The 21,640-nt window shown below is 69.3% G+C and carries 24 protein-coding genes and 1 tRNA gene; 14 read left to right on the top strand and 11 right to left on the bottom strand.

The annotated features are described in order from the left end of the window. Window positions 1-30 precede the first annotated feature (30 nt). The 5 genes from pal to A9O67_RS10650 all read left to right on the top strand — a co-directional run bounded on the left by pal (window position 31) and on the right by A9O67_RS10650 (window position 3,650). Complete coding sequence (gene pal, locus A9O67_RS10670; RefSeq protein WP_068610163.1) at window positions 31-615, top strand: peptidoglycan-associated lipoprotein Pal; 585 nt, start codon at window positions 31-33, stop codon at window positions 613-615. A 9-nt stretch (window positions 616-624) separates the two neighbouring features. Then, window positions 625-1,455, top strand: a complete 831-nt coding sequence (ybgF, locus tag A9O67_RS10665) for a tol-pal system protein YbgF (protein WP_068610161.1) — start codon at window positions 625-627, stop codon at window positions 1,453-1,455. Between the two features lie 99 nt (window positions 1,456-1,554). Further along, window positions 1,555-2,670: a YeeE/YedE family protein gene (locus tag A9O67_RS10660; RefSeq protein WP_068610159.1), complete on the top strand. Its 1,116-nt coding sequence runs from the start codon at window positions 1,555-1,557 to the stop codon at window positions 2,668-2,670. Further along, complete coding sequence (locus A9O67_RS10655) at window positions 2,663-3,481, top strand: tRNA threonylcarbamoyladenosine dehydratase (RefSeq protein ID WP_068610157.1); 819 nt, start codon at window positions 2,663-2,665, stop codon at window positions 3,479-3,481. Before A9O67_RS10660 ends, A9O67_RS10655 begins: the two co-directional genes overlap by 8 nt. 93 nt (window positions 3,482-3,574) lie before the next feature. Continuing rightward, window positions 3,575-3,650, top strand: a tRNA-Lys gene (locus tag A9O67_RS10650). Window positions 3,651-3,837: 187 nt separating this feature from the next. Here A9O67_RS10650 and A9O67_RS10645 read toward each other — a convergent pair. Further along, on the bottom strand, window positions 3,838-4,443 hold the full coding sequence (locus A9O67_RS10645; protein WP_068610154.1) for a hypothetical protein: 606 nt from the start codon (window positions 4,441-4,443) through the stop codon (window positions 3,838-3,840). A 163-nt stretch (window positions 4,444-4,606) separates the two neighbouring features. Between A9O67_RS10645 and A9O67_RS10640 the strand changes: the two genes are divergently transcribed. The 4 genes from A9O67_RS10640 (at window position 4,607) to A9O67_RS10625 (ending at window position 7,698) form a co-directional block, all read left to right on the top strand. Then, complete coding sequence (locus A9O67_RS10640; protein WP_068610152.1) at window positions 4,607-5,020, top strand: DUF2306 domain-containing protein; 414 nt, start codon at window positions 4,607-4,609, stop codon at window positions 5,018-5,020. A 45-nt stretch (window positions 5,021-5,065) separates the two neighbouring features. Further along, on the top strand, window positions 5,066-5,587 hold the full coding sequence (locus A9O67_RS10635) for a DUF6622 family protein (RefSeq protein WP_068610150.1): 522 nt from the start codon (window positions 5,066-5,068) through the stop codon (window positions 5,585-5,587). 92 nt (window positions 5,588-5,679) lie between these two features. Further along, window positions 5,680-6,777: a sensor histidine kinase gene (locus A9O67_RS10630; RefSeq protein ID WP_231960325.1), complete on the top strand. Its 1,098-nt coding sequence runs from the start codon at window positions 5,680-5,682 to the stop codon at window positions 6,775-6,777. Window positions 6,778-6,792: 15 nt separating this feature from the next. Beyond that, window positions 6,793-7,698 (top strand): LytR/AlgR family response regulator transcription factor, encoded by a 906-nt coding sequence (locus A9O67_RS10625; protein ID WP_068610146.1) that lies wholly within the window; start codon window positions 6,793-6,795, stop codon window positions 7,696-7,698. A 12-nt stretch (window positions 7,699-7,710) separates the two neighbouring features. Here the strand turns inward: A9O67_RS10625 and A9O67_RS10620 are convergent, their stop codons facing one another. The 4 genes from A9O67_RS10620 to rpsU all read right to left on the bottom strand — a co-directional run bounded on the left by A9O67_RS10620 (window position 7,711) and on the right by rpsU (window position 10,458). Further along, window positions 7,711-8,673, bottom strand: coding sequence for an MBL fold metallo-hydrolase (locus A9O67_RS10620; protein ID WP_068610627.1), 963 nt, complete (start codon window positions 8,671-8,673; stop codon window positions 7,711-7,713). 122 nt (window positions 8,674-8,795) lie between these two features. Further along, window positions 8,796-9,620: a glutamate racemase gene (murI, locus tag A9O67_RS10615; protein WP_068610144.1), complete on the bottom strand. Its 825-nt coding sequence runs from the start codon at window positions 9,618-9,620 to the stop codon at window positions 8,796-8,798. 17 nt (window positions 9,621-9,637) lie between these two features. Beyond that, the gene (locus A9O67_RS10610) at window positions 9,638-10,099 is read right to left on the bottom strand and encodes a GatB/YqeY domain-containing protein (RefSeq protein WP_068610142.1); all 462 of its coding nucleotides are present in this window, start codon (window positions 10,097-10,099) and stop codon (window positions 9,638-9,640) included. Between the two features lie 146 nt (window positions 10,100-10,245). Continuing rightward, on the bottom strand, window positions 10,246-10,458 hold the full coding sequence (gene rpsU, locus A9O67_RS10605) for a 30S ribosomal protein S21 (RefSeq protein WP_068610140.1): 213 nt from the start codon (window positions 10,456-10,458) through the stop codon (window positions 10,246-10,248). A 198-nt stretch (window positions 10,459-10,656) separates the two neighbouring features. Here rpsU and pap point away from each other — a divergent pair, with 198 nt between their 5' ends. Further along, window positions 10,657-12,171 carry a polyphosphate:AMP phosphotransferase gene (gene pap / locus A9O67_RS10600; RefSeq protein ID WP_068610138.1) on the top strand — a complete coding sequence of 505 codons (1,515 nt, stop codon included), beginning with the start codon at window positions 10,657-10,659 and terminating at the stop codon, window positions 12,169-12,171. A gap of 46 nt (window positions 12,172-12,217) precedes the next feature. On the opposite strand, the gene A9O67_RS10595 is transcribed toward pap, so the two are convergent. The 3 genes from A9O67_RS10595 to A9O67_RS10585 are packed head-to-tail and all read right to left on the bottom strand — an operon-like array spanning window position 12,218 to window position 14,681. Continuing rightward, on the bottom strand, window positions 12,218-12,529 hold the full coding sequence (locus A9O67_RS10595; RefSeq protein ID WP_068610136.1) for a YkgJ family cysteine cluster protein: 312 nt from the start codon (window positions 12,527-12,529) through the stop codon (window positions 12,218-12,220). Between the two features lie 5 nt (window positions 12,530-12,534). Further along, complete coding sequence (argF, locus tag A9O67_RS10590) at window positions 12,535-13,479, bottom strand: ornithine carbamoyltransferase (protein WP_068610134.1); 945 nt, start codon at window positions 13,477-13,479, stop codon at window positions 12,535-12,537. After that, entirely contained in the window at window positions 13,476-14,681 is a 1,206-nt protein-coding gene (locus A9O67_RS10585; RefSeq protein ID WP_068610132.1) for an aspartate aminotransferase family protein, read from the bottom strand. The genes argF and A9O67_RS10585 overlap by 4 nt, the downstream gene beginning before the upstream one ends. Window positions 14,682-14,905: 224 nt before the next feature. Between A9O67_RS10585 and A9O67_RS10580 the strand changes: the two genes are divergently transcribed. Continuing rightward, window positions 14,906-15,226: a DUF3579 domain-containing protein gene (locus A9O67_RS10580; protein ID WP_068610130.1), complete on the top strand. Its 321-nt coding sequence runs from the start codon at window positions 14,906-14,908 to the stop codon at window positions 15,224-15,226. A 178-nt stretch (window positions 15,227-15,404) separates the two neighbouring features. Here the strand turns inward: A9O67_RS10580 and rpsT are convergent, their stop codons facing one another. Beyond that, the gene (gene rpsT, locus A9O67_RS10575; protein WP_068610128.1) at window positions 15,405-15,701 is read right to left on the bottom strand and encodes a 30S ribosomal protein S20; all 297 of its coding nucleotides are present in this window, start codon (window positions 15,699-15,701) and stop codon (window positions 15,405-15,407) included. A gap of 194 nt (window positions 15,702-15,895) precedes the next feature. Here rpsT and A9O67_RS10570 point away from each other — a divergent pair, with 194 nt between their 5' ends. Further along, complete coding sequence (locus A9O67_RS10570) at window positions 15,896-17,005, top strand: fatty acid desaturase (RefSeq protein WP_068610126.1); 1,110 nt, start codon at window positions 15,896-15,898, stop codon at window positions 17,003-17,005. Between the two features lie 112 nt (window positions 17,006-17,117). Beyond that, entirely contained in the window at window positions 17,118-18,623 is a 1,506-nt protein-coding gene (locus A9O67_RS10565) for a DEAD/DEAH box helicase (protein WP_068610124.1), read from the top strand. On the opposite strand, the gene A9O67_RS10560 is transcribed toward A9O67_RS10565, so the two are convergent. After that, window positions 18,574-19,425 (bottom strand): symmetrical bis(5'-nucleosyl)-tetraphosphatase, encoded by an 852-nt coding sequence (locus tag A9O67_RS10560; RefSeq protein WP_068610122.1) that lies wholly within the window; start codon window positions 19,423-19,425, stop codon window positions 18,574-18,576. The genes A9O67_RS10565 and A9O67_RS10560 overlap by 50 nt on opposite strands. Before the next feature lie 11 nt (window positions 19,426-19,436). Between A9O67_RS10560 and A9O67_RS10555 the strand changes: the two genes are divergently transcribed. Beyond that, the gene (locus A9O67_RS10555) at window positions 19,437-20,765 is read left to right on the top strand and encodes a hemolysin family protein (RefSeq protein WP_068610120.1); all 1,329 of its coding nucleotides are present in this window, start codon (window positions 19,437-19,439) and stop codon (window positions 20,763-20,765) included. Here A9O67_RS10555 and A9O67_RS10550 read toward each other — a convergent pair. Next, window positions 20,701-21,630 (bottom strand): LysR family transcriptional regulator, encoded by a 930-nt coding sequence (locus A9O67_RS10550; protein WP_068610118.1) that lies wholly within the window; start codon window positions 21,628-21,630, stop codon window positions 20,701-20,703. The genes A9O67_RS10555 and A9O67_RS10550 overlap by 65 nt on opposite strands. Window positions 21,631-21,640: the final 10 nt, after the last annotated feature.

Genomic DNA, 21,640 nt, shown 5'->3' with positions numbered 1-21,640 from the left:
TCTTTGACTTTTTCACTTCCGCAATCCACCATGAAAACCCCTGTTCGTCACTTCTGGCAACGTCACGCGGTCCGCGCGGGTGCGGCGCTGCTGGCCGCCTCCGTGCTGGCTGGCTGCTCCAGCGTCAAGCTGGACGAGAGCGCCCCCGTCAGCGATCGGTCGCCCACCCCGGTCGGTGCGGCCGGCGCGGGGGGTGGTGCCGGTGGCGCGGGCAGCGGCGCGGTGGACAGCCGCACCGTGGTGCCCGTGCAGACGCAGCAGCCCGGCGTGGGGCAGCCGCCGGCCAATGTCGCGCGCATCATCTACTTCGACTTCGACTCCTACACCGTCAAGCCCGAGTTCGTGGCGACGCTGGAGGCGCATGCGCGCTTTCTGAACGCCGATCGCCAGCGCCGCGTGGTCCTGGAAGGCCACACCGACGAGCGCGGCGGGCGCGAGTACAACCTGGCCCTGGGCCAAAAACGCGCCGACGCCGTGCGCCGTGCTCTGGCGTTGATGGGCGTGCAGGAGACACAGATGGAGGCGGTCAGCTTCGGCAAGGAGAAGCCGGCGGTGCAGGGCAGCGGCGAAGAGGCCTGGAGCCAAAATCGCCGTGTCGAGCTGGCCTACCGCTGATTCCGCGCCATGAGCCATACCCGCTTCGCCCGGTCCGCCGCCGCAGGACGTTTGCCGGTGCGCCGCTGGCGGACGGCGCTGGCCGCCTGGGTGGGCGGCGCCGTGCTCGCCGCGGCGGCCCTGCCCGCGCATGCGCTGTTCAGCGACGACGAGGCGCGCCGCGCCATCCTGGATTTGCGCAGCCGCGTGGAGGCCCAGCGCCAAGCCCTCGAAGCCACCGAGCGCCAGTTGCAGGAGCTGCAGTCCGGCGGCGACACCGCGCGCCGCGGGGTGCTCGATGTCGTCAACCAAATCGAAGCGGTGCGCCGCGAGCTGGCGACGCTGCGGGGGCAGCAGGAGCGCCTGGCGCGCGACCTGGCGGATCTGCAGCGCCAGCAGCGCGACGCCCTGGCCGCATTCGATGAGCGCCTGCGCGCGCTGGAGCCCACCAAGGTCACGGTGGACGGCACCGAATTCACCGCACGCCCGGACGAGAAAACCGCCTTCGAGGGCGCCATGGCGGCCCTGCGGGCGTCGGATTTTCCGCGAGCGGCCAAGCTGTATGGGGATTTTCTGGCGCGCTACCCGGGCAGTGGCTACGCGCCGTTGGCCTTGTACTGGCAGGGCAACGCCCTGTATGCCGACCGCCAGTACCGCACGGCCATCGACAGCTATCAGCGGCTGATCGACCAGTCGCCGGAGCACCCTCGGGCGGCCGAGGCGATGCTCGCCATCGCGAGCTGCCAGCTCGAACTCAAAGACCCCAAGGCCGCGCGCGCCACGTGGCAGGCGCTCATCAAGCGCTACCCCGATACCGAGGCCGCGGCCACCGCCCGCGAGCGTCTGGCGCGTCTGCGGTGAACCCAGGGGGCGCCCGCGCGGCGGCCGCCCTGCGGCAGGCCTCCGCGCACCCTGGCGGACGCGGGCCCGTAGAATCGGGCCCGCAAACGCTCTCGCACCATGGATCTTGCTGCTTTCCAATCCCTGTACACCACCGTCCTTTGGGCGGCCTTCGCCGTTTCGGCTCTTTTTGGCGCCGTCGCGCACCGCACCCATTTCTGCACCATGGGGGCCATCAGCGACATCGTGAACATGGGCGACTGGACCCGCATGCGCATGTGGGTCATGGCCATCGGGGTGGCCATGCTGGGCTTTCACGCCATGGCGGCATTGGGGTGGATCGACCCCACCCAGACGATTTACTACAGCGGGCGCGTGATCTGGCTGTCCGCGCTCGTGGGCGGGGCGCTGTTCGGTTTTGGCATGGTGCTGGCTTCGGGCTGCGGCAGCAAGACGCTGGTGCGCATCGGGGGCGGCAGCCTCAAGGCCGTGGTCGTGTTCTTCGTCATGGGGGTGGCGGCCTTTGCGACCCTGCGCGGGATCACGGCCGTGCTGCGCGACAGCACGGTGGATCGCATCGCCATCGAGATGCAGCCGGGCAGCGCACTGCCCAGTTGGCTGGCCCCCCTGCTGGGCTGGGACGCCTCCACCGCCGCGTGGGTGATTGGCGGGGGCCTGGGGCTGGCGCTGATGGTGTGGGCTGCGTTGGGCGAGGGCTTCCGCCGGTCCCCCGACGCGTGGCTGGCCGGGCTGGGCATCGGGGCCACGGTGGTCGGGATGTGGTGGGTGTCGGGCCGGCTCGGTTTCGTGGCGGAGCACCCGGAGACGCTGGAGCCGGTCTTTCTGGCGACCAACAGCGGCCGCATGGAGGCCCTGACCTTCACCGCGCCCATGGCGTATACCCTCGACTGGCTGATTTATTTCAGCGACAAGAACAAGGTGCTGACCCTGGGCGTGGTGTCGGTGTTGGGGGTGGTGGCGGGGGCGTTTGCCCATGCGGTGGTCAGCCGGTCGTTCCGCTGGGAAGGGTTTGCCGGCACGCGCGACACGGCGCTGCATCTGGTGGGTGCCTTGTGCATGGGGGTGGGCGGTGTCACCGCCATGGGCTGCACCGTGGGGCAGGGCTTGTCGGGTCTGTCGACGCTGAGCGTCACCAGCGCGATCGCCTTTGCCGGGATCGTGACCGGCGCCCTGGGTGGGTTGCGCTTCCAACTCTGGTTGCTCGAGCGTGACTGAGGCTGCCACCGCCGCCCCGGCGCTGGACGCGCCCGATGTCGAACGGCGCTTTGGGGGGCTGCGGCGCCTGTACGGTCCGCAGGGCGCGCAGCGGCTGTTCGACGCGCACGTCATCGTCGTCGGCATCGGCGGGGTGGGGTCGTGGGCGGCCGAGGCTCTGGCCCGCAGTGGCGTGGGCCGCCTCACCCTGATCGATCTGGACCACGTCGCCGAGTCCAACACCAACCGGCAGATCCATGCCCTGGAGGGCACGTATGGACAGGCCAAAGTGGAGGCCATGCGCGCCCGCATCGCGGCCATCCATCCGGGCTGCCAGGTGTGCGCCATCGACGACTTCGTGACTCCGGACAACTGGGCGGGCCTGTTGCGCCAGGCGCAGGCGCACCAAGGCGCCCACGGGCCTTTCGCCGTCATCGACGCCTGCGACCAGATGGCGGCCAAGGCCGCCATGGCCGCCTGGGCGCTGCAGACGCGCAGCCTGTTCATCACCGCCGGCGCCGCAGGGGGCAAGCGGCGCGGGGACCGGGTGGAGATTGCCGACATTGCCGAGGCCACCCACGACCCGCTGCTCGCGCAGCTGCGCCAGCGCCTGCGCAAATGGCACGGTGCGCCGCGTCAGGGGCGCATGGGCGTGATGGCGGTCTTCAGCCGGGAGTCCGTCGCGCCGCCGGATCCCGCGTGCGCCGTGGACGGCGCAGGGGATGGGTCGCTCAATTGCCACGGATACGGCTCCAGCGTGTCGGTGACGGCCACCTTCGGCCTGTGTGCCGCGGGTTGGGTCCTGGATGCCGTGGCGGCCGGCCGCGGCTGACGGCGCCAGGGCATCGGCCCCGGAGAGGCGAGAAATTTCGGCTATAATGCGTGCTTTCGCTACAACAGGCAAACGCGGTTGTAGCGGCAAAGTGGGTCGTTAGCTCAGTCGGTAGAGCAGCGGACTTTTAATCCGTTGGTCGCAGGTTCGAATCCTGCACGACCCACCAGGAAAATCAACAACTTAGCCCGCCAGCGAGCGGGCTTTCGTTTTTCGGCGTGCCGTTTTTGGCATTGGGACGGCGCCGCTCGTCGTGATTCGGCGTGCCGTTTTTGGCATTGGGGCGGCACCGCTCGTCGCGACGCCGCCCTCGGACCCTCTCCCAAGTAGCCCGCGGCGCACGTGGGCCATGCGTGTTACCGCCCGATGAGCCGCCGGTAAGCGTCGCGCGTTTGCGGGGAGACCGCCTGCACCAGTTGCGCGTGGTCGGTTTTGTGCCGGGCCAGCATGCGCGCCGTGGCCACGGTGCGCGAGCGGCAGAACCAGTGGCAGGTGTGCTGCAACAGCAGCATTTCCGCGCTCAGCATGTAGGCCTGATCCCGTCGGGCCAGCCCGGCCTGGTTGGCCACGACGGCCTCGATGCCCGCCGCGTGTATGGCCAGGGCGCGGCGCAGATCGAAGGTGGCCCGTGGAAACAGTTTGTGCGCACGCGGCAGCGCGATGGGCAGGGTGCTGACCAGGGCATCGTCCGGCCAGATCTGCTCGACATCGGCGGCCAGTTGGCGGACCTGGTCCCGCAGCTCGGTTTCGGCTGTGGTCAGCAGGGCCCAGATCTGGTCGCGCCGGGCGGGGTCGTCCTCGCCCAGGGCGCGCAGGTAACCGTCCAGCAGGGTTTCCATCAGGCGTTCGATACGGTAGGGCTGCAAGTAGCGGCCGAGCAAGCGAATGCGCTGTTGCTGTTCGCGAACCTTGGCGACCTGCAGGCCGGCGCCCAGCGCCAGCACCAAAAAAATCATTTCCATGCAGAGGGGACAACGCAAGAAGGCTGAGGGTCATGCCGGCATTTCACGCCGACGCGAAGGCGTTTGGCGCCCGTGGCCGGCATTCTGTCGCATACGGCTGGCGGTCGCCGGCGCAGGTCGGCACAGTGCGCGTCACATCGTGACCCAACCAGGAGCCTGCGTCATGCAACTCACCCCCACCATCGCCATTCATCTCAGCGCCGCGCTGGCCGCCGTGGTCATTGGCCCGGTCGCCTTGTGGACGCGCCGAGCCGGCGCCGCGCGCCCCCGCCTGCACCGTGCCTTCGGGTACGCATGGGTCACCTTGATGATCGTCACGGCTATCTCGGCGCTGTTCATTCGCGATTTCGAACTGCCCAATGTGGCGGGGTACACGCCCATCCACCTGCTGATTCCGGTGACCGCGGGTGGGCTGTGGGTGGCCTTTCGCCAACTGGCGCGGCGCAACATCGCCGGGCACCGGCTGGCCATGCAGCAACTGTACGTCGGCGCCTGCATCGTCGCCGGTGGCTTCACCCTGCTGCCGTCGCGCTACCTGGGCCAACTGGTCTGGGGCCAGTGGCTGGGCTGGCTGTGACCTTGGCCCCTGTTATCAAGCGACCGTTTTGAAAGGAGATCCGTCATGGGATGGCAAATTCTGACGCACACCCCCGCATGGGTATTCGCCGTGCTGGGGCTGTTGATCTGGTTGGGCTTGCGGCAGATGCTCACCCACGAACTCAGCCTCATGCGCGTGACCGCATTGGCCATGGCGATGACCGGCCTGTCACTCCAGGGGGTGCTGTCCGCCTTCGGGCCCTCGGCCGTTGCGGTGCTGTTGTGGCTGGGCAGCGCGGTGGTGCTGTTCGTCTGGTTCGTGCGCCAGCCTGCCAGCTCGCCAATTCGCTATGACGCGGCGCGACGCCGGTTGGTGATGCCCGGCAGCGTCGTCCCCATGCTGCTGATGATGGGCGTGTTTTGTGCGAAGTTTGCCGTCGCGGCGGCATTGTCCGTGCAGCCGGCACTGGCGCTCGACGCGGTCTTCGTCCCGCTGGTCAGCGCGCTGTACGGTGGCTTCAGCGGGGTGTTTGCCGCTCGTGCGACCCGCTTGTGGCGCTTGGCCCTGGCTGCGGATCGGGCTGGCCCCCACAGCGGCTGGGTGTGATGCCGGGGACGGGGTTGGCCCGCGAGGCGCGTGTGGCGTGTGTCCGTGTCCCACGCACGCACAAGCTTGGGCATACTGCCGTGATGGCCTGGTTGACCCGTTCCCGTCGTCCCCGGTGGCCGGTGCGCTTGCTGGTGGTCGTGGCGTTCAATGCCCTGATCGGGGTTTTGTTGCCACGCGGCGACGCCTACGGCCTGTGGGGCAATCTGCTTGCTGCGCAGTGCATCGGCTTGAGCATCTGGGCACTGATCGATGGCGGGCTGTACGGGATGTCCCAACGCTTTGGCGGTGCGATCCGACCGCTGCCGACGGCGGCGTGGGTGATCGCAGCCGTGCCGTTGGGCTACGCCGTTGGCAGCATCGTGGCCGACGGCCTGCTGGGTCATCCGCTCGGGCACACCTGGCGCGCGGCGCCAACGACGACGCTGCGCATGTTGCTGATTTCGCTGGTGGCGGGCGGCGTGGCCACCTACGTGTTCGTGGCGCGCGAGTTGTTGGCCCGCGCGCGTCTGGCCGAGGTCGAGGCACAGCGGCAGGCGAGTGAAGCCCGCCTCAAGCTGCTGGAGGCCCAGCTCGACCCCCACATGCTGTTCAACACCCTGGCCAACCTGCGCGCCTTGATCGGGGTGGACCCGGCAGCGGCGCAGCGCATGGTGGATCGGATGAACCGCTATTTGCGCGCGACGCTGAGCGGATCGCGCACCGATTGGCACCCGCTGGCGCAGGAGTTCGAGCGGGTGCAGGATTATCTGGAGCTGATGCAGGTGCGCATGGGCGACCGGTTGCGTTTTCGTCTGCTGTTGCCCCCGGCGCTGCAGGTTGTGCCGGTACCCCCGTTGCTGTTGCAGCCCCTGGTGGAGAACGCCATCCGCCACGGGCTGGAGCCGGTGGTGCAAGGGGGATGGATCGAGGTCCGTGCGGCGGTGGACGGGCCCGACGGCATGCTGGTGATCGAGGTGCGCGACTCCGGAGGGCGGTTTGATCCGGCGGGTGGCGACGCACCGCCCGCGGCATCGACGGGGACGCATTTTGGCCTGGAACAGGTGCGGGCGCGTCTGGCCGCCTGTTACGGTGCCCAGGCGGGACTGGAACTGCTGGCCGAGCCCGGACCGACCACGGTGGCGCGTGTACGCCTGCCGGTGCGGCCGCCGACGTCCGGGGATGGCGTGCGCCCGTCCCTGGCGCTTTGAGGGAGAGGAAAGTCCATGGGGAACGTTGCCGCGCCGACCGCGCTGATTGCCGAGGATGAACCGTTGCTGGCGGCCAGCCTGCAGGCCGAATTGGCACGTGTATGGCCAGAGCTGCGGGTGGTGGCGGTGGTGTCCGACGGGTTGTCTGCCGTCGAACAGGCGCTGGAATCGATGCCGGATGTGGTGTTTTTTGACATCCGCATGCCAGGGCAGAGTGGGCTGGAGGCCGCGGCGGCGCTGGCCGAGCGCTGGCCCACGGCCGGGCCGGGGGCACGGCCGTTTCCGGCCGTGGTCTTCGTCACCGCCTACGACCAGTATGCGGTCCAGGCGTTCGAGGCCCAGGCCATCGACTACCTGCTCAAGCCGGTGCAGCCGGAGCGCCTGCGCAAGACGGTGGACAAACTGCGCGACTGGGGCCGAGGGCGCGCACTCGGACCCGGCCTCACCTTCGACGGCCCCGTGACGGTCGCGGAGCGAGAGGCGGTGCTGGAGGCAACCCTGCAGCGCCTCGCCAGCCTGGCCAGCGCCCTGGTCGGGGCCCGCGGGCCGACCAGTGCCACGTCGACGAGCGGCGCCGACCGCACCCCGTTGCGAACCCTGATGTGCGCTCTGCCTGGCACGCCGGGCGCTACGGTACGGCCGGTACCGATTGCCGACGTGCTCGCCTTCGACGCCGCCGACAAGTATGTGCGCGTGCTCACCGCAGACCGGGAATACCTGATCCGGATGCCGCTCAAGGACCTGCTGCCCCGATTGGACCCGCACGAGTTTTGGCAGGTGCATCGGGGTACGGTGGTGCGGGCGGACGCCATCGACGTGGCCGAGCGAGACGAGTCCGGGCGGCTCTTCTTGCGCCTGCACGGACTGGCGCAGCGCGTGGGTGTCAGCCGGCTGTACGCCGCCCGCTTCAAGGCGATGTAGACCGGCCCAGGTTCAAGCCACCGGATTGAACCGATAGCCGCTGCCGGCGGCCTCGATGTGCCCCAGGGCGGGGAAGGGGAAGTGAAAGCCTCCCACCATCAGCTTGTCGCGGATGATCTGGTCGTAGATGCGGCGCCGCGTCTGCCGGGCCAGGTCCGCATCCATGTCGAACACCACCGACCAGTCCGGGTTGCGCACGAACAGGGACGGAATGTTGGCCGTGTCGGCCATGTACATGAAGCCCTGGCCCTCGGAGCGCAGCGTGAAAACGCACATGCCGGGCGTGTGGCCGAAGGCCGCTTCGGCCCGGATGCCGGGTGCCAGCTCCGCGCCGGGCTGAAAAGGCACCAGCCGGTCGGGCGGCAGACCGCCGAACACCCGTCGCACGGCCTGAAAGGCACCTTGCATCGCCTGCGGCGCGCCGGCCATGCGCGCGTCGTCCATCCAGAACGCGTGCTCCGGTGCCGGAACGTGGATTTTGGCGCGGGGGAAGGTGAGGCGGCCGTCCTTGAGGCGCACCCCGTTGATGTGGTCTCCGTGGTAGTGGCTGATCACGACGTGGTCGACGTCTTCCGGCTGGTAGCCGGCGGCCGCCAGGTTGTCGCGCAGGCGGCCGGTCGTGGGCGGGCCGTTGTCGGCAAAGCCAGTGTCGAACAGGAACTTGCCTGCCGGCGTCACCGCCAGGAAGGCGGTGAACGGGATGTCCACGTAATCGGTGGGCAGGTTCTGCGAGGCGAGCAGGGCCTTGACCTGCTCCAGCGGGGCATTGCGCACGAACTCCTCACCCAGCGGGCGGCGCAAGGCGCCGTCGTTGAGCGCGATGATCTCGAAGGCGCCGAGCCGGATGCGGCGCATGCCCGGCGAGGGCAGGGCGGGGGCCCCCAAATTGGGGGCGCCCTGTTGCGACCACGCCGACCCCAGGGCCAGCCATCCGGTGGCGGCGATGCCGGCACCCAAAAACGACCGTCTGTCCATGCGCAAAACCTCCTGCAGCGTCCACACTGCCCGCAGTGGGCGGAAGGCCTGAGCTTAGGGCCGAAGGCGATCTGTCGTGGACGGATTCACAAAGCCGTGCGCAGAGCAGGGGTATTGAGGGGTTATGTGGCGCCGTCGGGCAGGCGCAGCACTTGTACGGCCTGCCCCCACAGCAGCCCGATCACGCGTGCCGTCTGGGCCAGGTCGCCACTCGTCCAAAACACGACGTCGCCGGGGGCAGCGCCGGGCGTGGTGAGGTGGGCCTCGTCGAGCCGGCGCGCCAGTTCGCGCGCGACCGCGGGGGCCGGGTCCAGGACGGTGACGTCCGGACCGGCGATGCGCTGGATCACCGGGCGCAGGAAAGGGTAGTGCGTGCACCCGAGCACGAGCACGTCGGCCCCGGCCGCGAGCAGCGGCCGCACGCGCTGTGCGACCGCAGCCTCGGTGTCGGGGCCGTCGAGTTCGCCGCGTTCGACGCGCTCCACCCAGCCCGGGCAGGCTTGCGGGAGCACCCGCACGCCGGCCGCATGCGCCGCGATCAGGCGCGCCAGTCCGGGGCTGTTCACCGTGTTGCGGGTCGCCAGCACGCCGACGACGCCGCTGCGGGTAAGGGCGGCCGCGGGTTTGACGGCCGGCTCGATGGCCACGAGCGGCCAGTCCGGATGGCGTTCGCGCAAGGCGCGGATCGACAGCCCGGTGACGGTGTTGCAGGCGACCACGACGGCCTTGCAGCCGGCGTGCCGCAACTGGGCCAGGATGTGCTCGGCACGGGCCTGCACATAGGCGGGCGATTTGTCGCCGTAGGGCGCGTGCCCCGAGTCCGCCACGTAAATCAGCCGCTCGGCCGGCAGGCGAGCCCGGATTTCACGCAACACCGACAGGCCGCCCACCCCGGAGTCGAACACCCCGATCGGGGCGTCCGCAGCAAAGGCTGGGGCGGCGCCCATGCGCAGCGCGTCGGAGGTCAGCCCGCCAGGGCGGCCTTGACCGCGGCCGACACCTGGCCCATGTCGGCCTGCCCGGCCAGCTCGGCCTTGGCCAAGGCCATGACCTTGCCCATGTCCGCGGGGGTGGGCGAGCGGCCCAGGTCGGCGGCGACGCGGCCGACGATCGCTTGCACGGCCGCAGCGATCGCCGCGGCGTCCAGCCGCGCGGGCAGATAGGCCTCGAGCACCTGGGCCTCGGCGCGCTCCTTGTCGGCCAGGTCGGTGCGGCCGGCTTGTTCGTAAGCGGCGATGGAGTCGCGGCGCTGCTTGAGCAACTTGTCCACGACCGCAATCACCCCCGCATCGTCCAGCGTCACGCGCTCATCGACCTCTTTTTGCTTGATCGCGGCGAGCAGCAGGCGGATGGCGCCCAGACGCGCGCTGTCCTTGGCGCGCATGGCGGTCTTCATGTCGTCGGTGATCCGGTCCTTCAGTGCCATGGGGTGTCCAGTCCTAGGGTGTCGTGAGCAAGCAACAAAGCCCGCCGGAGCGTCCTCTGGCGGGCTTTGGGGTCGGCCGGGAACGGCAGGCAAAACCGGGCGCAGCGGGCCAGGATCTGCCGTTGCCGGCCGTCGCGTCCGGTCGATCAGTACAGACGCTGCGGCAGCTGCTGCGAGCGCACGCGCTTGAGGTGGCGCTTGACGGCCGCGGCCTTCTTGCGCTTGCGCTCGGCGGTGGGCTTTTCGTAAAACTCGCGGGCGCGCAGCTCATTGAGCAGGCCCAGCTTCTCGATCGTGCGCTTGAAGCGGCGCAGGGCGACGTCGAACGGTTCGTTGTCTTTAACGCGAATGGTGGTCATTGGCCAATGGTTTCCATGGTGTGCCAGGGCCGCACGTGGGGAAGATCAGACCCGACGCCGGCTTGCCTGGCAGGGGTTCCCCGTCTTCAAGGTGATCACGGCCGACGGGGTTTTGCCAGCAAAGCTCTTTATTATAGGCGATTCGGCGTGACTGGGTAGGGTATAACATGGTCACGCCGATCACGGAGGGAGACCGCCATGTTTGATTCGGCCGAAATCGGCCACCGCATCGACCGCGCCACCTACAAAGCCGAAGTGCCGGCCTTGCGGGCCGCCTTGCTCGATGCCCAATACGAGTTGCTGCGCCGCGGCACCCGCGCCGTGGTCATCCTCATCAACGGCGTGGACGGGGCCGGGCGCAGCGAGACGGTCAACACGCTCAACGCCTGGATGGACCCGCGGCACATACGGACCGAGGCGTTCGGCGCCATGACCGACGAAGACCGCCGCTGGCCCGAGATGTGGCGGTTTTGGCAGGTGTTGCCGCCCAAAGGGCGCATCGGGATTTTGTTTGGCTCGTGGTACACCGATCCGATCCTGGCGCGGGTCGAGGGGCGCGACAGCCGCGACCATTTCGCCCACCGGCTGGAGCGCATCCGCCAGTTCGAGCGCATGCTGACGGCCGAGGGCGTGGTGCTGGTGAAGTTCTGGTTTCACCTGTCCCGGCAGGCGGCCAAAGCGCGCCTGAAGGCGCTGGCGTCCGACCCCCGCACGGCGTGGCGCATCGGCCCGCAAGAAAGGGCGAACCTCAAACGCTACGACGACTTCATCGACGCCAGCGACGAGGCGCTGCGCAAGACCAGCCTGGGCGAAGCGCCGTGGATCGTCATCGAAGGCAGCGACGAAGCCTACCGCCATCTGACGGCGGGGCGGCATCTGCTGTCGGTGCTGCGCCACGCGGCGGCGCCGGCGTCGCCCGTGCCGCCCCAGGGGCCGTTGCCCGCCAGCGTGATCGAGGCGCCGGGCGACGACGTGACGCTGCTCAAGGCGCAGGACTACGGGCGGCGGCTGACGCACGAGCGCTACGAGCGCCTGCTGGAGCGCTGGCAGGGCCGGCTCAACGGATTGAGCCGCGATCTGCGCCTGCGCGGCCGCTCGCTGGTGGTGGTGTTCGAAGGCATGGATGCCGCGGGCAAGGGCAGCACCATCCGCCGCCTGACCGCGGCTTGGGATGCGCGCTTTTACCGCGTGGTGCCCGTTGCGGCCCCCAACGAGAACGAGCGCGCCCAGCCCTATCTGTGGCGGTTTTGGCGCTACATCCCGCCGCATGGCCGCGCAGTCATCTTCGACCGCTCGTGGTACGGGCGGGTGCTGGTGGAGCGGGTGGAGGGCTTTTGCGCCGAGGCCGACTGGATGCGCGCCTATGGCGAGATCAACGCCTACGAGGAGGAATTGACCGAGGCGGGGGTGATCATCGTCAAGTTCTGGCTGGCCATCACGCCGCAGGAGCAGCTGCGCCGCTTTCGCGAGCGCGAGGCCACGCCTCACAAGCAGTTCAAGATCACCCCGGAGGACTGGCGCAACCGCGACAAATGGCCGCAGTACGAACGGGCGGTGCAAGACATGGTGGACCGTACCTCGACCCGGGTCGCCCCGTGGCATCTGGTGGCGTCGGACGACAAGCTGTGGTCGCGCATCGAGGTGCTGCGCACCCTGTGCCGCCGCATCGAGCAGGCGCTGGAACAAGGGATACCGGCCAAGCGCCGTCTGTGATCGGTCGCCCCGCCGGCCCATCGGTGGCGGGCGGTCAGTCCGGCGATCAGGCAGGCGGTACCGGCGGCAGACCGTGACGTGCCCGCGCGCGCTGGCAGGCGTCGCTGCCCTCGGCGAATTCGCGGCAGGGCGAGGGTCGCCACTCGTAGATGCCGCAGGCCACCTGTTCGCCCACGCGCCCCGCCAAGGCGGTGCAGCGCGGGGGCCAGTGGTCGGTGCCGCGCATGCGCACGGTGGTGCCAGTGACGGGCACGGTCAGCCCGTCCGGCACCTGGCCGCCGCCGTCCTGCGTTTCGTACACCGAAAAATCGACCCGGAACCAGGCGCAGCATGCGCCGCAACGCTGACACTCGCTCATCGCACTCACAGCCGGCCGAGCAGCAGGTATTCCATCAGCGCCTTCTGCACATGCATGCGGTTTTCCGCCTCGTCCCAGACGACGGATTGCGGGCCGTCGATGACCTCGGCGTCGACCTCCTCGCCGCGGTGCGCCGGCAGGCAGTGCATGAACAGCGCCTCGGGCTTGGCCTGCGCCATCATCGCCGGCGTCACGCGCCAGGCGGCGAAGGCCTTCTGGCGCGCCTCGTTTTCGGCCTCGTAGCCCATGCTGGTCCACACGTCGGTGGTGACGAGGTCGGCGCCGCGGCAGGCTTCCATCGGGTCGTCGAACACCTGCCAGAAGTCGCCGCGCGGCACGCCGGCCACGGCCGGGTCGACCTCGTAGCCGCGCGGCGTGCTGATGTGCACGCGAAAGCCCAGGATCTGCGCCGCCTGCAGCCACGTGTTGGCCATGTTGTTGCCGTCGCCGACCCAGGCCACTGTGATGCCGCGCAGCGCGCCCGGATCCAGTGTGCCGTCGCTGCGGCGGCCGCGGTGCTCCAGCCAGGTGAACAGGTCGGCCAGGATCTGGCACGGGTGAAACTCGTTGGTCAGGCCGTTGATGACCGGCACGCGCGAGTGCGCGGCGAAGCGCTCGATCTTGCTCTGCTCGAAGGTGCGGATCATCACCAGGTCCACCATGCGGCTGATGACGCGCGCGGTGTCCTCGATCGGCTCGCTGCGGCCGAGCTGGCTGTCGCCGGTGGTCAGGTGCACCACCGAGCCGCCCATCTGGTACATGCCGGCCTCGAAGCTGACGCGCGTGCGCGTGCTGGCCTTCTCGAAGATCATCGCCAGCGTGCGGTCCGGATCGGCGAAGGGCTGGTACTTTTCGACGGCCTTGAACTTGCGCTTGATGAAGTCTGCCCGCTCGAACAGATAGGCGTACTCGTCCGCGCGCAGGTCCTTGAATTGCAGATAGTGTTTCATGCGGAGGTCTCGTTCAGGAAGGCGCGCACCTGGGGCACCAGCTTGGCCACGATCTCGTCGGCTTCGGCGCGCGACAGGATCAGCGGCGGCACCAGGCGGATCACCCGGTCGGCGGTCACGGACAGCAGCAGCCCGGCCTGCGCGCAGCGGTTGACCAGCACGCCGCAGGGGCGATCCAGCTCCACCCCGATCATCAGGCCCTTGCCGCGCACCTCGCGCACGCCGGGCAGGCCGTGCAGCTCGGCCCAGAGCTGGGTGTGCAGGTGCGTCCCCACGGCGGCGGCGTTGTCGAGCAAGCCCTCGTCCTCCATGATGCGGATGGTCTCCAGCCCCGCGCGCGTGGCCAGCGGGTTGCCGCCGAAGGTGGTGCCGTGGTTGCCGGGTTGAAAGATCTGGGCCGCGCGCGGACCGGCCACCACCGCGCCGATCGGCACGCCCGACCCCAGCCCTTTGGCCAGCGGCATCACGTCGGGCCGGATACCGGCCCACTGGTGGGCGAACCACTTGCCGGTGCGGCCCATGCCGCACTGCACCTCGTCGATCATCAGCAGCCAGTCGCGCTCGTCGCACAGGGCACGCACGCCGGCCATGTAGTCCGGCTCGAGCGGGTGCACGCCGCCTTCGCCTTGGATGGCCTCGAAGAACACCGCCACGACGTCGGGATTGCCGTCGGTGGCGCGCTTGAGCGCCTCCAGATCGTTGATCGGCACGCGGATGAATCCCTCCACCAGCGGCTCGAAGCCCGCCTGCACCTTGGGGTTGCCGGTGGCCGACAGCGTCGCGATCGAGCGGCCGTGGAAGGCGCGCTCGTACACGACGATCTGCGGCCGGGCGATGCCCTTGTCGTGGCCGAACTTGCGGGCGAGCTTGAGCGCCGCCTCGTTGGCCTCCAGCCCGCTGGAGCAGAAAAACACCTTGTCCAGGCCGGAGCGCTCGCACAGGGCGGCGGCCAGCGGCTCGGTCCAGGGGTGGTGGTAGTAGTTGCTGACGTGAATCAGTTGCGCCACCTGGTCCTGCAGCGCGCGCACCAGCCGCGGGTGCGCGTGGCCCAGCGTGTTGACCGCGATGCCGGCCAGCGCGTCGAGGTACTCGCGGCCGTCGGCATCCCACACCCGGCAGCCACGCCCGTGCGTCAGCAGGATCGGGACGCGTCCGTAGGTGGACATCACGTGCGGCTCGGTCGGGGCAGGGGTGGCGTTCATGGGCATCCAGCGTGAAGGGTTGGGCAGGGGCCAGCCGGGGAAAGCGCGATTCTAGGGCCTGCCCGTCGATGGTTGGCGGACCCGCGATGGACGCGGCGAAGTCTTATATAAGATACAATTTTCCACGTGGCCGGGCGATCCTCGCGCCACCTCCGCCCCGTGTTCGGGGTCGTCCACCCACCCTCCCTGTCGCCGCGCGCCCACCGGCCGCGGCCGTCCGCGCGATGGTCACGCCCAACGCCCAAGAAATCTTCATCCAGGGGGTCACGCGCAGTGGCCGCACGTTTCGCCCCAGCGACTGGGCCGAGCGCCTGGCGGGCGTGATGAGTCCGTTTCATCCCCAGGCCGCGCAGGGGCACGGCGCCCACCTGTGCTACTCGCCCTGGGTGATCCCCACCGTCATCAATGGCGTCAAGTGCGTCGTCGTCAACCGCGCGTTGCGCGACTACGACGAGCGGGCATGGGATTTCGTGATGGGGTTTGCGCGCGACAACGACCTGGTCGTGACCGAGGCCTGTCTGCTGCCCGATCCGCCGCGCGGCTGATCCGCGCTGCCGCCGTTTTTCGGATCTGCGCGCCCCATGACGCGTGCCCCATGAAAAACGCCGCCGGGCGTAGGCCACGGCGGCGTTGAGATGGGGTTTTGCTGGCAGCGCACCCGTTCCAAGGCGGACATTCCGGCCGGCTGGCCGCCGGCGGGGTCCGGGCGAGGGTGTCCGGGATTTAGGCGGACGCAGCGACCAGGGACTTGACCTTGGCCGACAGGCGGCTCTTGTCGCGAGCGGCCTTGTTCTTGTGGAAGATGCCCTTGTCCGCGACGGAGTCGACGATCGATTGCATCTGGGCAAAAAGCTCGGTGGCCTTGGCCTTGTCGCCGGCGGCGACGGCCTTTTCCACTTTCTTGACGGCGGTGCGGTACTGCGAGCGCAGCGACGCGTTGTGGGCGTTGAGTTTGACGTCTTGGCGCGCGCGCTTGCGGCCGGAGGCCAGGCGCGGCGACTTCTTCGACTTGGTTGCCATGGGCTGAATTCCTTCTGGGATTGGTGGATGTTGCCAGCAAAGCCTGCCATTATAAGACGCGGTGGGTCTTTGTGGGGAACGCAACAGCGCGGTGATATCGGCGGTTGTCGCTTGACCTGTATCAAACGGGGGCAGGCATCATCGGGCATACTTGCGCCGGCTCATCAGCGTCAGCCCTGTCCCAACGATTTGTCATGTCCGCCACCGAAATCGTGTCCGCGCCCGAGGCGTCCCAACCCATCCCCCCGGGGCAGCCGTTGCCCCACCGCAAGGTCATCCGTGGCTGGATCACACCGCTGGGCGAACGCCGCACGCCCATCGCGATCGCCTTGCTGGTGCTGGATTGGGCGATTTTTGCGGCGCTGATCGTCGGCACCATTGCCTTCGAGGCGTGGTGGGCCAAGCTGTTGTGCGGGCTGGCGGCCGGCTTCACCATCGGGCGGCTGTTCATCATCGGTCACGACGCCTGCCACCAGAGCTACACGCCCCACCGCGGCTTGAACAAGCTGCTGGGCCGCATCGCGATGATCCCGTCGCTCACCCCCTACAGCCTGTGGGAGGTCGGCCACAACGTCGTGCACCACGGCTACACCAACCTGAAAGGGGTGGACTTCGTCTGGGCGCCGCTGACCAAGGCGGAGTTCGATGCCCTGTCGCCGGGGCGCCGTTTGCTCGAGCGCATCTACCGCAGCGGCTGGGGGCCCGCGCTGTATTACTTCATCGAGATGTGGTGGCTGCGCATGTTCTTCCCGCGCAAGACCTACATGGGCACGCGCCGTCCCGAGTTCATGTGGGACGGGGTGTTCGTGCTGGGCGTCGCGCTGTTGTGGATCGGCGGCATGGTCGGGGCCGCGCTGGCCACGGGGCAATCCGTGTGGCTGCAGGTGGTCATGGGCTTCGTCGTGCCGTTCGTGTTTTGGAACGCGATGATCGGTTTCGTGGTGTACGTGCATCACACGCACCCAGCGGTGCAATGGCACGATGACAAGGTGGCCTGGGCCAAGGCGGCTCCGTTCGTGTCGACCACGGTGCACCTGGAGTTCCCGCTGAAGATCGGCGCGCTGATGCACCACATCATGGAGCACACCGCGCACCATGTGGACATGAGCGTGCCGCTGTACAAGCTCAAGCAGGCGCAAAAGAAGCTGGAGGACATGCTGCCCGGGCGCATCATCATCCAGCGCTTCAGCTGGCGCTGGTACTTCGACACCGCGCGCCGCTGCAAGCTGTACGACTTCACGCGGCGCTGCTGGACCGATTTCCACGGGCGCCCGACCAGCGACCCCGCGCCGTCCTTTGCCTGACGGATAGGTGCCGCCCGTGCGGGGTGCGCCACCGGTGCGAACGAGGGGCCCGCAGGGCCCTTCGTCGTTCATCGGTGGCGCCTTTCGTGCTGCGGTGCGACAATAACACCACATGACACAAGCTTTTTCCGAACTGAATCTGGCCGAGCCGCTGGCCCGGGCCGTGGCCGAGATGGGCTACGCGACCATGACGCCCATTCAGGCACAGGCCATTCCGGTCGTGCTGCAGGGCCGTGACGTGATGGGCGCCGCCCAGACCGGCACCGGCAAGACCGCGGCGTTTTCGCTGCCGTTGCTGCAACGGCTGTTGCGCCACGCCAATACGTCCACCTCGCCGGCGCGGCACCCTGTGCGTGCCCTGGTGCTGCTGCCGACCCGTGAACTGGCGGACCAGGTAGCGCAGCAGGTCAAGCTGTACGCCAAGTACACCCCGCTGCGCAGCGCGGTCGTCTTTGGCGGCATGGACATGAAGCCGCAGGTCGAGGAACTGCGCAAGGGGGTGGAGATTCTGGTCGCCACGCCCGGCCGGCTGCTCGACCACATCGAGGCCAAGACGGCGGTGCTCAATCAGGTCGAGTATGTGGTGCTCGACGAGGCGGACCGCATGCTCGACATCGGCTTTCTGCCCGACCTGCAACGCATCCTGTCCTACCTGCCCAAGCAGCGCACCACGCTGCTGTTTTCCGCCACCTTCTCGCCCGAGATCAAGCGCCTGGCATCGAGCTATCTGCAGGATCCGGTGGTGATCGAGGTGGCGCGCGCCAACACCACGGCGGCGACCGTGGAGCAGCGCTTTTACCGGGTGGAAGAGGACGACAAACGCCAGGCGCTCAAGCAACTGGTGCGGCAGGAGCAGGTCAAGCAGGCTTTCGTCTTCGTCAACAGCAAGCTGGGCTGCGCGCGCCTGGCCCGGTCGCTGGAGCGCGACGGCCTGCGCGTGGCGGCGCTGCACGGCGACAAAAGCCAGGACGAGCGTCTCAAAGCCCTCGACGCCTTCAAGCAGGGGCAGGTCGATCTGCTGGTGTGCACCGACGTCGCCGCACGTGGCCTCGACATCAAGGATGTGCCCGCGGTCTTCAACGTCGATATCCCCTTCAACGCCGAGGACTATGTGCACCGCATCGGGCGCACCGGGCGGGCAGGCGCGTCGGGGTTGGCGATCTCCTTCGTCAGCGGTCGCGATGCCCGCTCCCTGGCGGATATCGAGAAGCTGATCGGCCGCAAGGCGGAGGTCGAGCCGCTGGAGATCGAAGACGAGCGCCGCCCGCGCGGCCGGCCTGCGCGCCACAACGACGGCCAGCGCCTGTGGCAGGCGCCCGAGGCCGAAGGCGGTGAGGCACCTGCGCGCGCCGAGCCTGCGGCGCGTCCCGGCCGGCCGATGCGCCCGGCGGCCGAGCGGCGCGCGCCGGCAGACCCGCTGTACGACCGCCCGTACGAGCCGTCCCTGCCGCCCGATGCCCAACCGGAATGGGAGCAACCGGCCAAGGCTCCCGCGCCCAAAGGCCTGTCGGCCTACATCCGGCCCAAGCGCAAGGTGCCGGCCCTGTTGCGTGCGCCGTTGCCGGCGCTCACATCCCCCGACCCGGTGCCTGAGCCTGCGGACACGGTATCCGGATGATTTCGACCTGCCGTGCGTCCGCCACGGGGGCGTGCGGCAGGCAGGCCGCGCTGAGCTGCCCGCCCCAGACGCAGCCCGTGTCCAGCGCCAGCAGGTCCGCGCGTTGCAGCGGCCCGAGGGTGGACCAGTGGCCAAACGCGACTGGCGTGCCGGCACAGCGGCGCCCGGGTACGTCGAACCACGGCAGGTACCCGGCGGGGGCGTCGGCCGCGCTGTCTTTGGTGGCAAATTCCATCACCCCCTCGGCGGTGCAAAAGCGCAGCCGCGTCAGGGCATTGACGATGACGCGCCAGCGCGCAGGGCCCTGCAGGTCGTCGCTCCAGCGGTCGGGCTGGTTGCCGTACATCTGGTGCAGCCAGTCGGTCAGGTCGGGCCCGCGCAGCAGGGCTTGCACCTCTGCCGCCAGCGACAGCACCTGCGCCGCCGACCACTGCGGCAGCACGCCGGCGTGCACGAGCAGCCAGCCGTGCAGCGCCATCGCCAGCGGTCGCTGGCGCAGCCAGTCGAGCAGGGCCGCGCGGTCCGGCGCGCCGAGGATGCCGTCCAGCGTGTCGTTGCGGTGCGGCGGCCGCACGCCGGCCGCGACGGCCAGCAGGTGCAGGTCATGATTGCCCAGCAGGGCATCGGCCGAACCCTCCAGCGCCTGCAGCCGGCGCAGCACGGCCAGCGATGCCGGGCCGCGGTTGACCAGATCGCCCAGCAGGACCAGGCGGTCCCGGCTGGGGGAAAAGCCGATTTCGTCCAGCAGGTGCTGCAGCGCGCCGTCGCAGCCCTGGACGTCGCCAATCAGGTACAGTGCCATGGGCGCACATTATGGATATCCTGCTGATCGTCTTTCTGACCCTGCTCAATGGGGCGTTTGCCATGTCCGAGCTGGCGTTGGCGGCCAGCCGCCGGGCGCGACTGTCGGCCCTGGCCGACGCGGGGGACAAAGGGGCCCGCGCCGCACTGCAACTGCTGGACAACCCGACGCAGTTTTTGTCGTCCGTGCAGGTGGGGATCACCTCCATCGGCATGCTCAACGGCATCGTGGGCGAGGCGGCGTTCAGCGACGGGCTGGCCGACCGGTTTCGCGGTTGGGGGTGGTCCGACGTGACGGCCTCGGTGTCCGCCACGGCCATCGTCGTGGCGGCCATCACGTTCTTGACAATCGTCTTTGGCGAGTTGGTGCCCAAGCGCATCGGCCAGCTCTACCCGGAGGCCGTCGCGCGCTGGGTGGCACGGCCCATGGCCGGTGTGGCCCGGGTGGCCAAGCCCTTCGTGCTGCTGCTGTCGGCCACCACGCATGCGGTGCTACGTCTGCTGCGCATCGACACCGACGCGGCCCGCGCGGTGACGGAGGAGGAGATCCACGCCAGCTTGCGCGAAGGCTTGGGCGCCGGCGTGATCGAGCGGCAGGAGCACCGCATGGTGCGCAATGTGCTGGCGCTGGATGACCGGCAGCTGGGCAGCCTGATGGTGCCGCGCTCGGACATCGATTGGCTGGAGGCGGGCGAGCCGCTGACCGAGGTGCTGCGCCGCGCGCGCCAGAGCGGGCACTCGTGGTATCCGGTGGCCCGTGGCGGGCTGGACCATGTGCAAGGCGTGGTGGCGCTGACGCACCTGATGGCCCTGGACGAGATCGGCGGGCGCGAGACCGACTGGGCGCGCGACGCGCTGCCGGCGACCTTCGTGCCCGAGACGCTGAGCGGGCTGGAGTTGCTGGAGCAGTTTCGCGCCCGCGCCATGCGCATGGTGTTCGTGGTGGACGAGTACGGCGTGGTGCAGGGGATGCTCACGCCGCTGGATCTGCTGGAGGCGATCACGGGCGAACTGTCGGCCGACGAGCCGCAGGAGGCCTGGGCCACCCCGCTGTCCGACGGGAGCTGGCGGGTCGATGGCAGCATGCCGGTGCACGAGCTCAAGGCCCGGCTCGAGATCGATGCCTTGCCCGACGAGGACAAGGACCGCTACCACACCGTGGCCGGGCTGATGCTGATGGTGGCCGGCCGCTTGCTGACGCCGGGGGAGCGGGTCGAGATCGGCGGCTGGGTGTTCGAGGTGCGGTCCACCGAGGGCCGCCGCATCGACGAGGTGCTCATCCGGCCGCAGAGGGCGACGGCACCGCCGCCGTCGGGCGGTGGTCCCGCAACCACGCCTTGAAGGCCAGCGCCGCCGGCGACAGCCGCTTGCCGTGCGGATAGACGATCTGCCAGCGCCGCAGCAGCGGAAAGCCCGCCACGTCCAGCGCGATCAGCTCGCCCAGCGCCAGCTCGGCGGCCACCGTGTGTGCCGACAGCACGGCCACCCCCAGCCCGCCCGCCACGGTTTGCTTGACGGCTTCGTTGCTGCCCACTTCCAGCCGGGTGCGCAGGCGTGCCCCGTGCGCCGCAAAAAAACGCTCGGTCGTCAGCCGCGTGCCCGAGCCCGGCTCGCGCAGGATGAAAGGCTCCTGCGCGAGCCGCTGTGGCGGGATCGCGCGCACGCCCGCCAGCGGGTGGCCCGGTGGGGCGATGGGCACGAGGGGGTTGTCGGCAAACGCCTCGCACACCACGTCCAGGTGCTCCGGCGGCTGGCCCAGGACGTAGAGGTCGTCCTGGTTTTGCGCCAGGCGCTGCACCAGCGTTTCGCGGTTGCCCACCACCATGGCCACTTCGATGCCCGGGTGCGCCGCGCAAAACCCCCCAAGCAGCTTGGGCACCACGTATTTGGCCGTGGTGAGGATGGCCAGGCGCAGCCGTCCGCGCTCCACCCCTTGCAGGGCGGCCACGTCCTCTGCCAGCCGCTGCAGCCGGTCTTCGATGTCGCGGCAGGCATCGGCCATGGCGTGCCCGGCCGCCGTCAGGTAGATGCGCTTGCCGATCTGCTCGAACAGCGGCTGCCCCACGGTCTGCGCCAGCTGCTTGACCTGCAGCGACAGGGTGGGCGGCGCCAGGTGCAGGGCCTCGGCCGCGCGGGCAAAGCTGCCGTGTTGCGCCACCGCCAGAAAGATGCGCAACTGGTGCAGGGTGAGGTGGCGGGGATTCATGTTTATTCAA

Origin of the sequence: Tepidimonas fonticaldi, assembly GCF_001675355.1 — a bacterium.
Lineage (GTDB): Bacteria > Pseudomonadota > Gammaproteobacteria > Burkholderiales > Burkholderiaceae_C > Tepidimonas > Tepidimonas fonticaldi.
The sequence above is the reverse complement of the archived record's forward strand: the minus strand, read 5'-3'. Positions and strand labels throughout refer to the sequence as shown.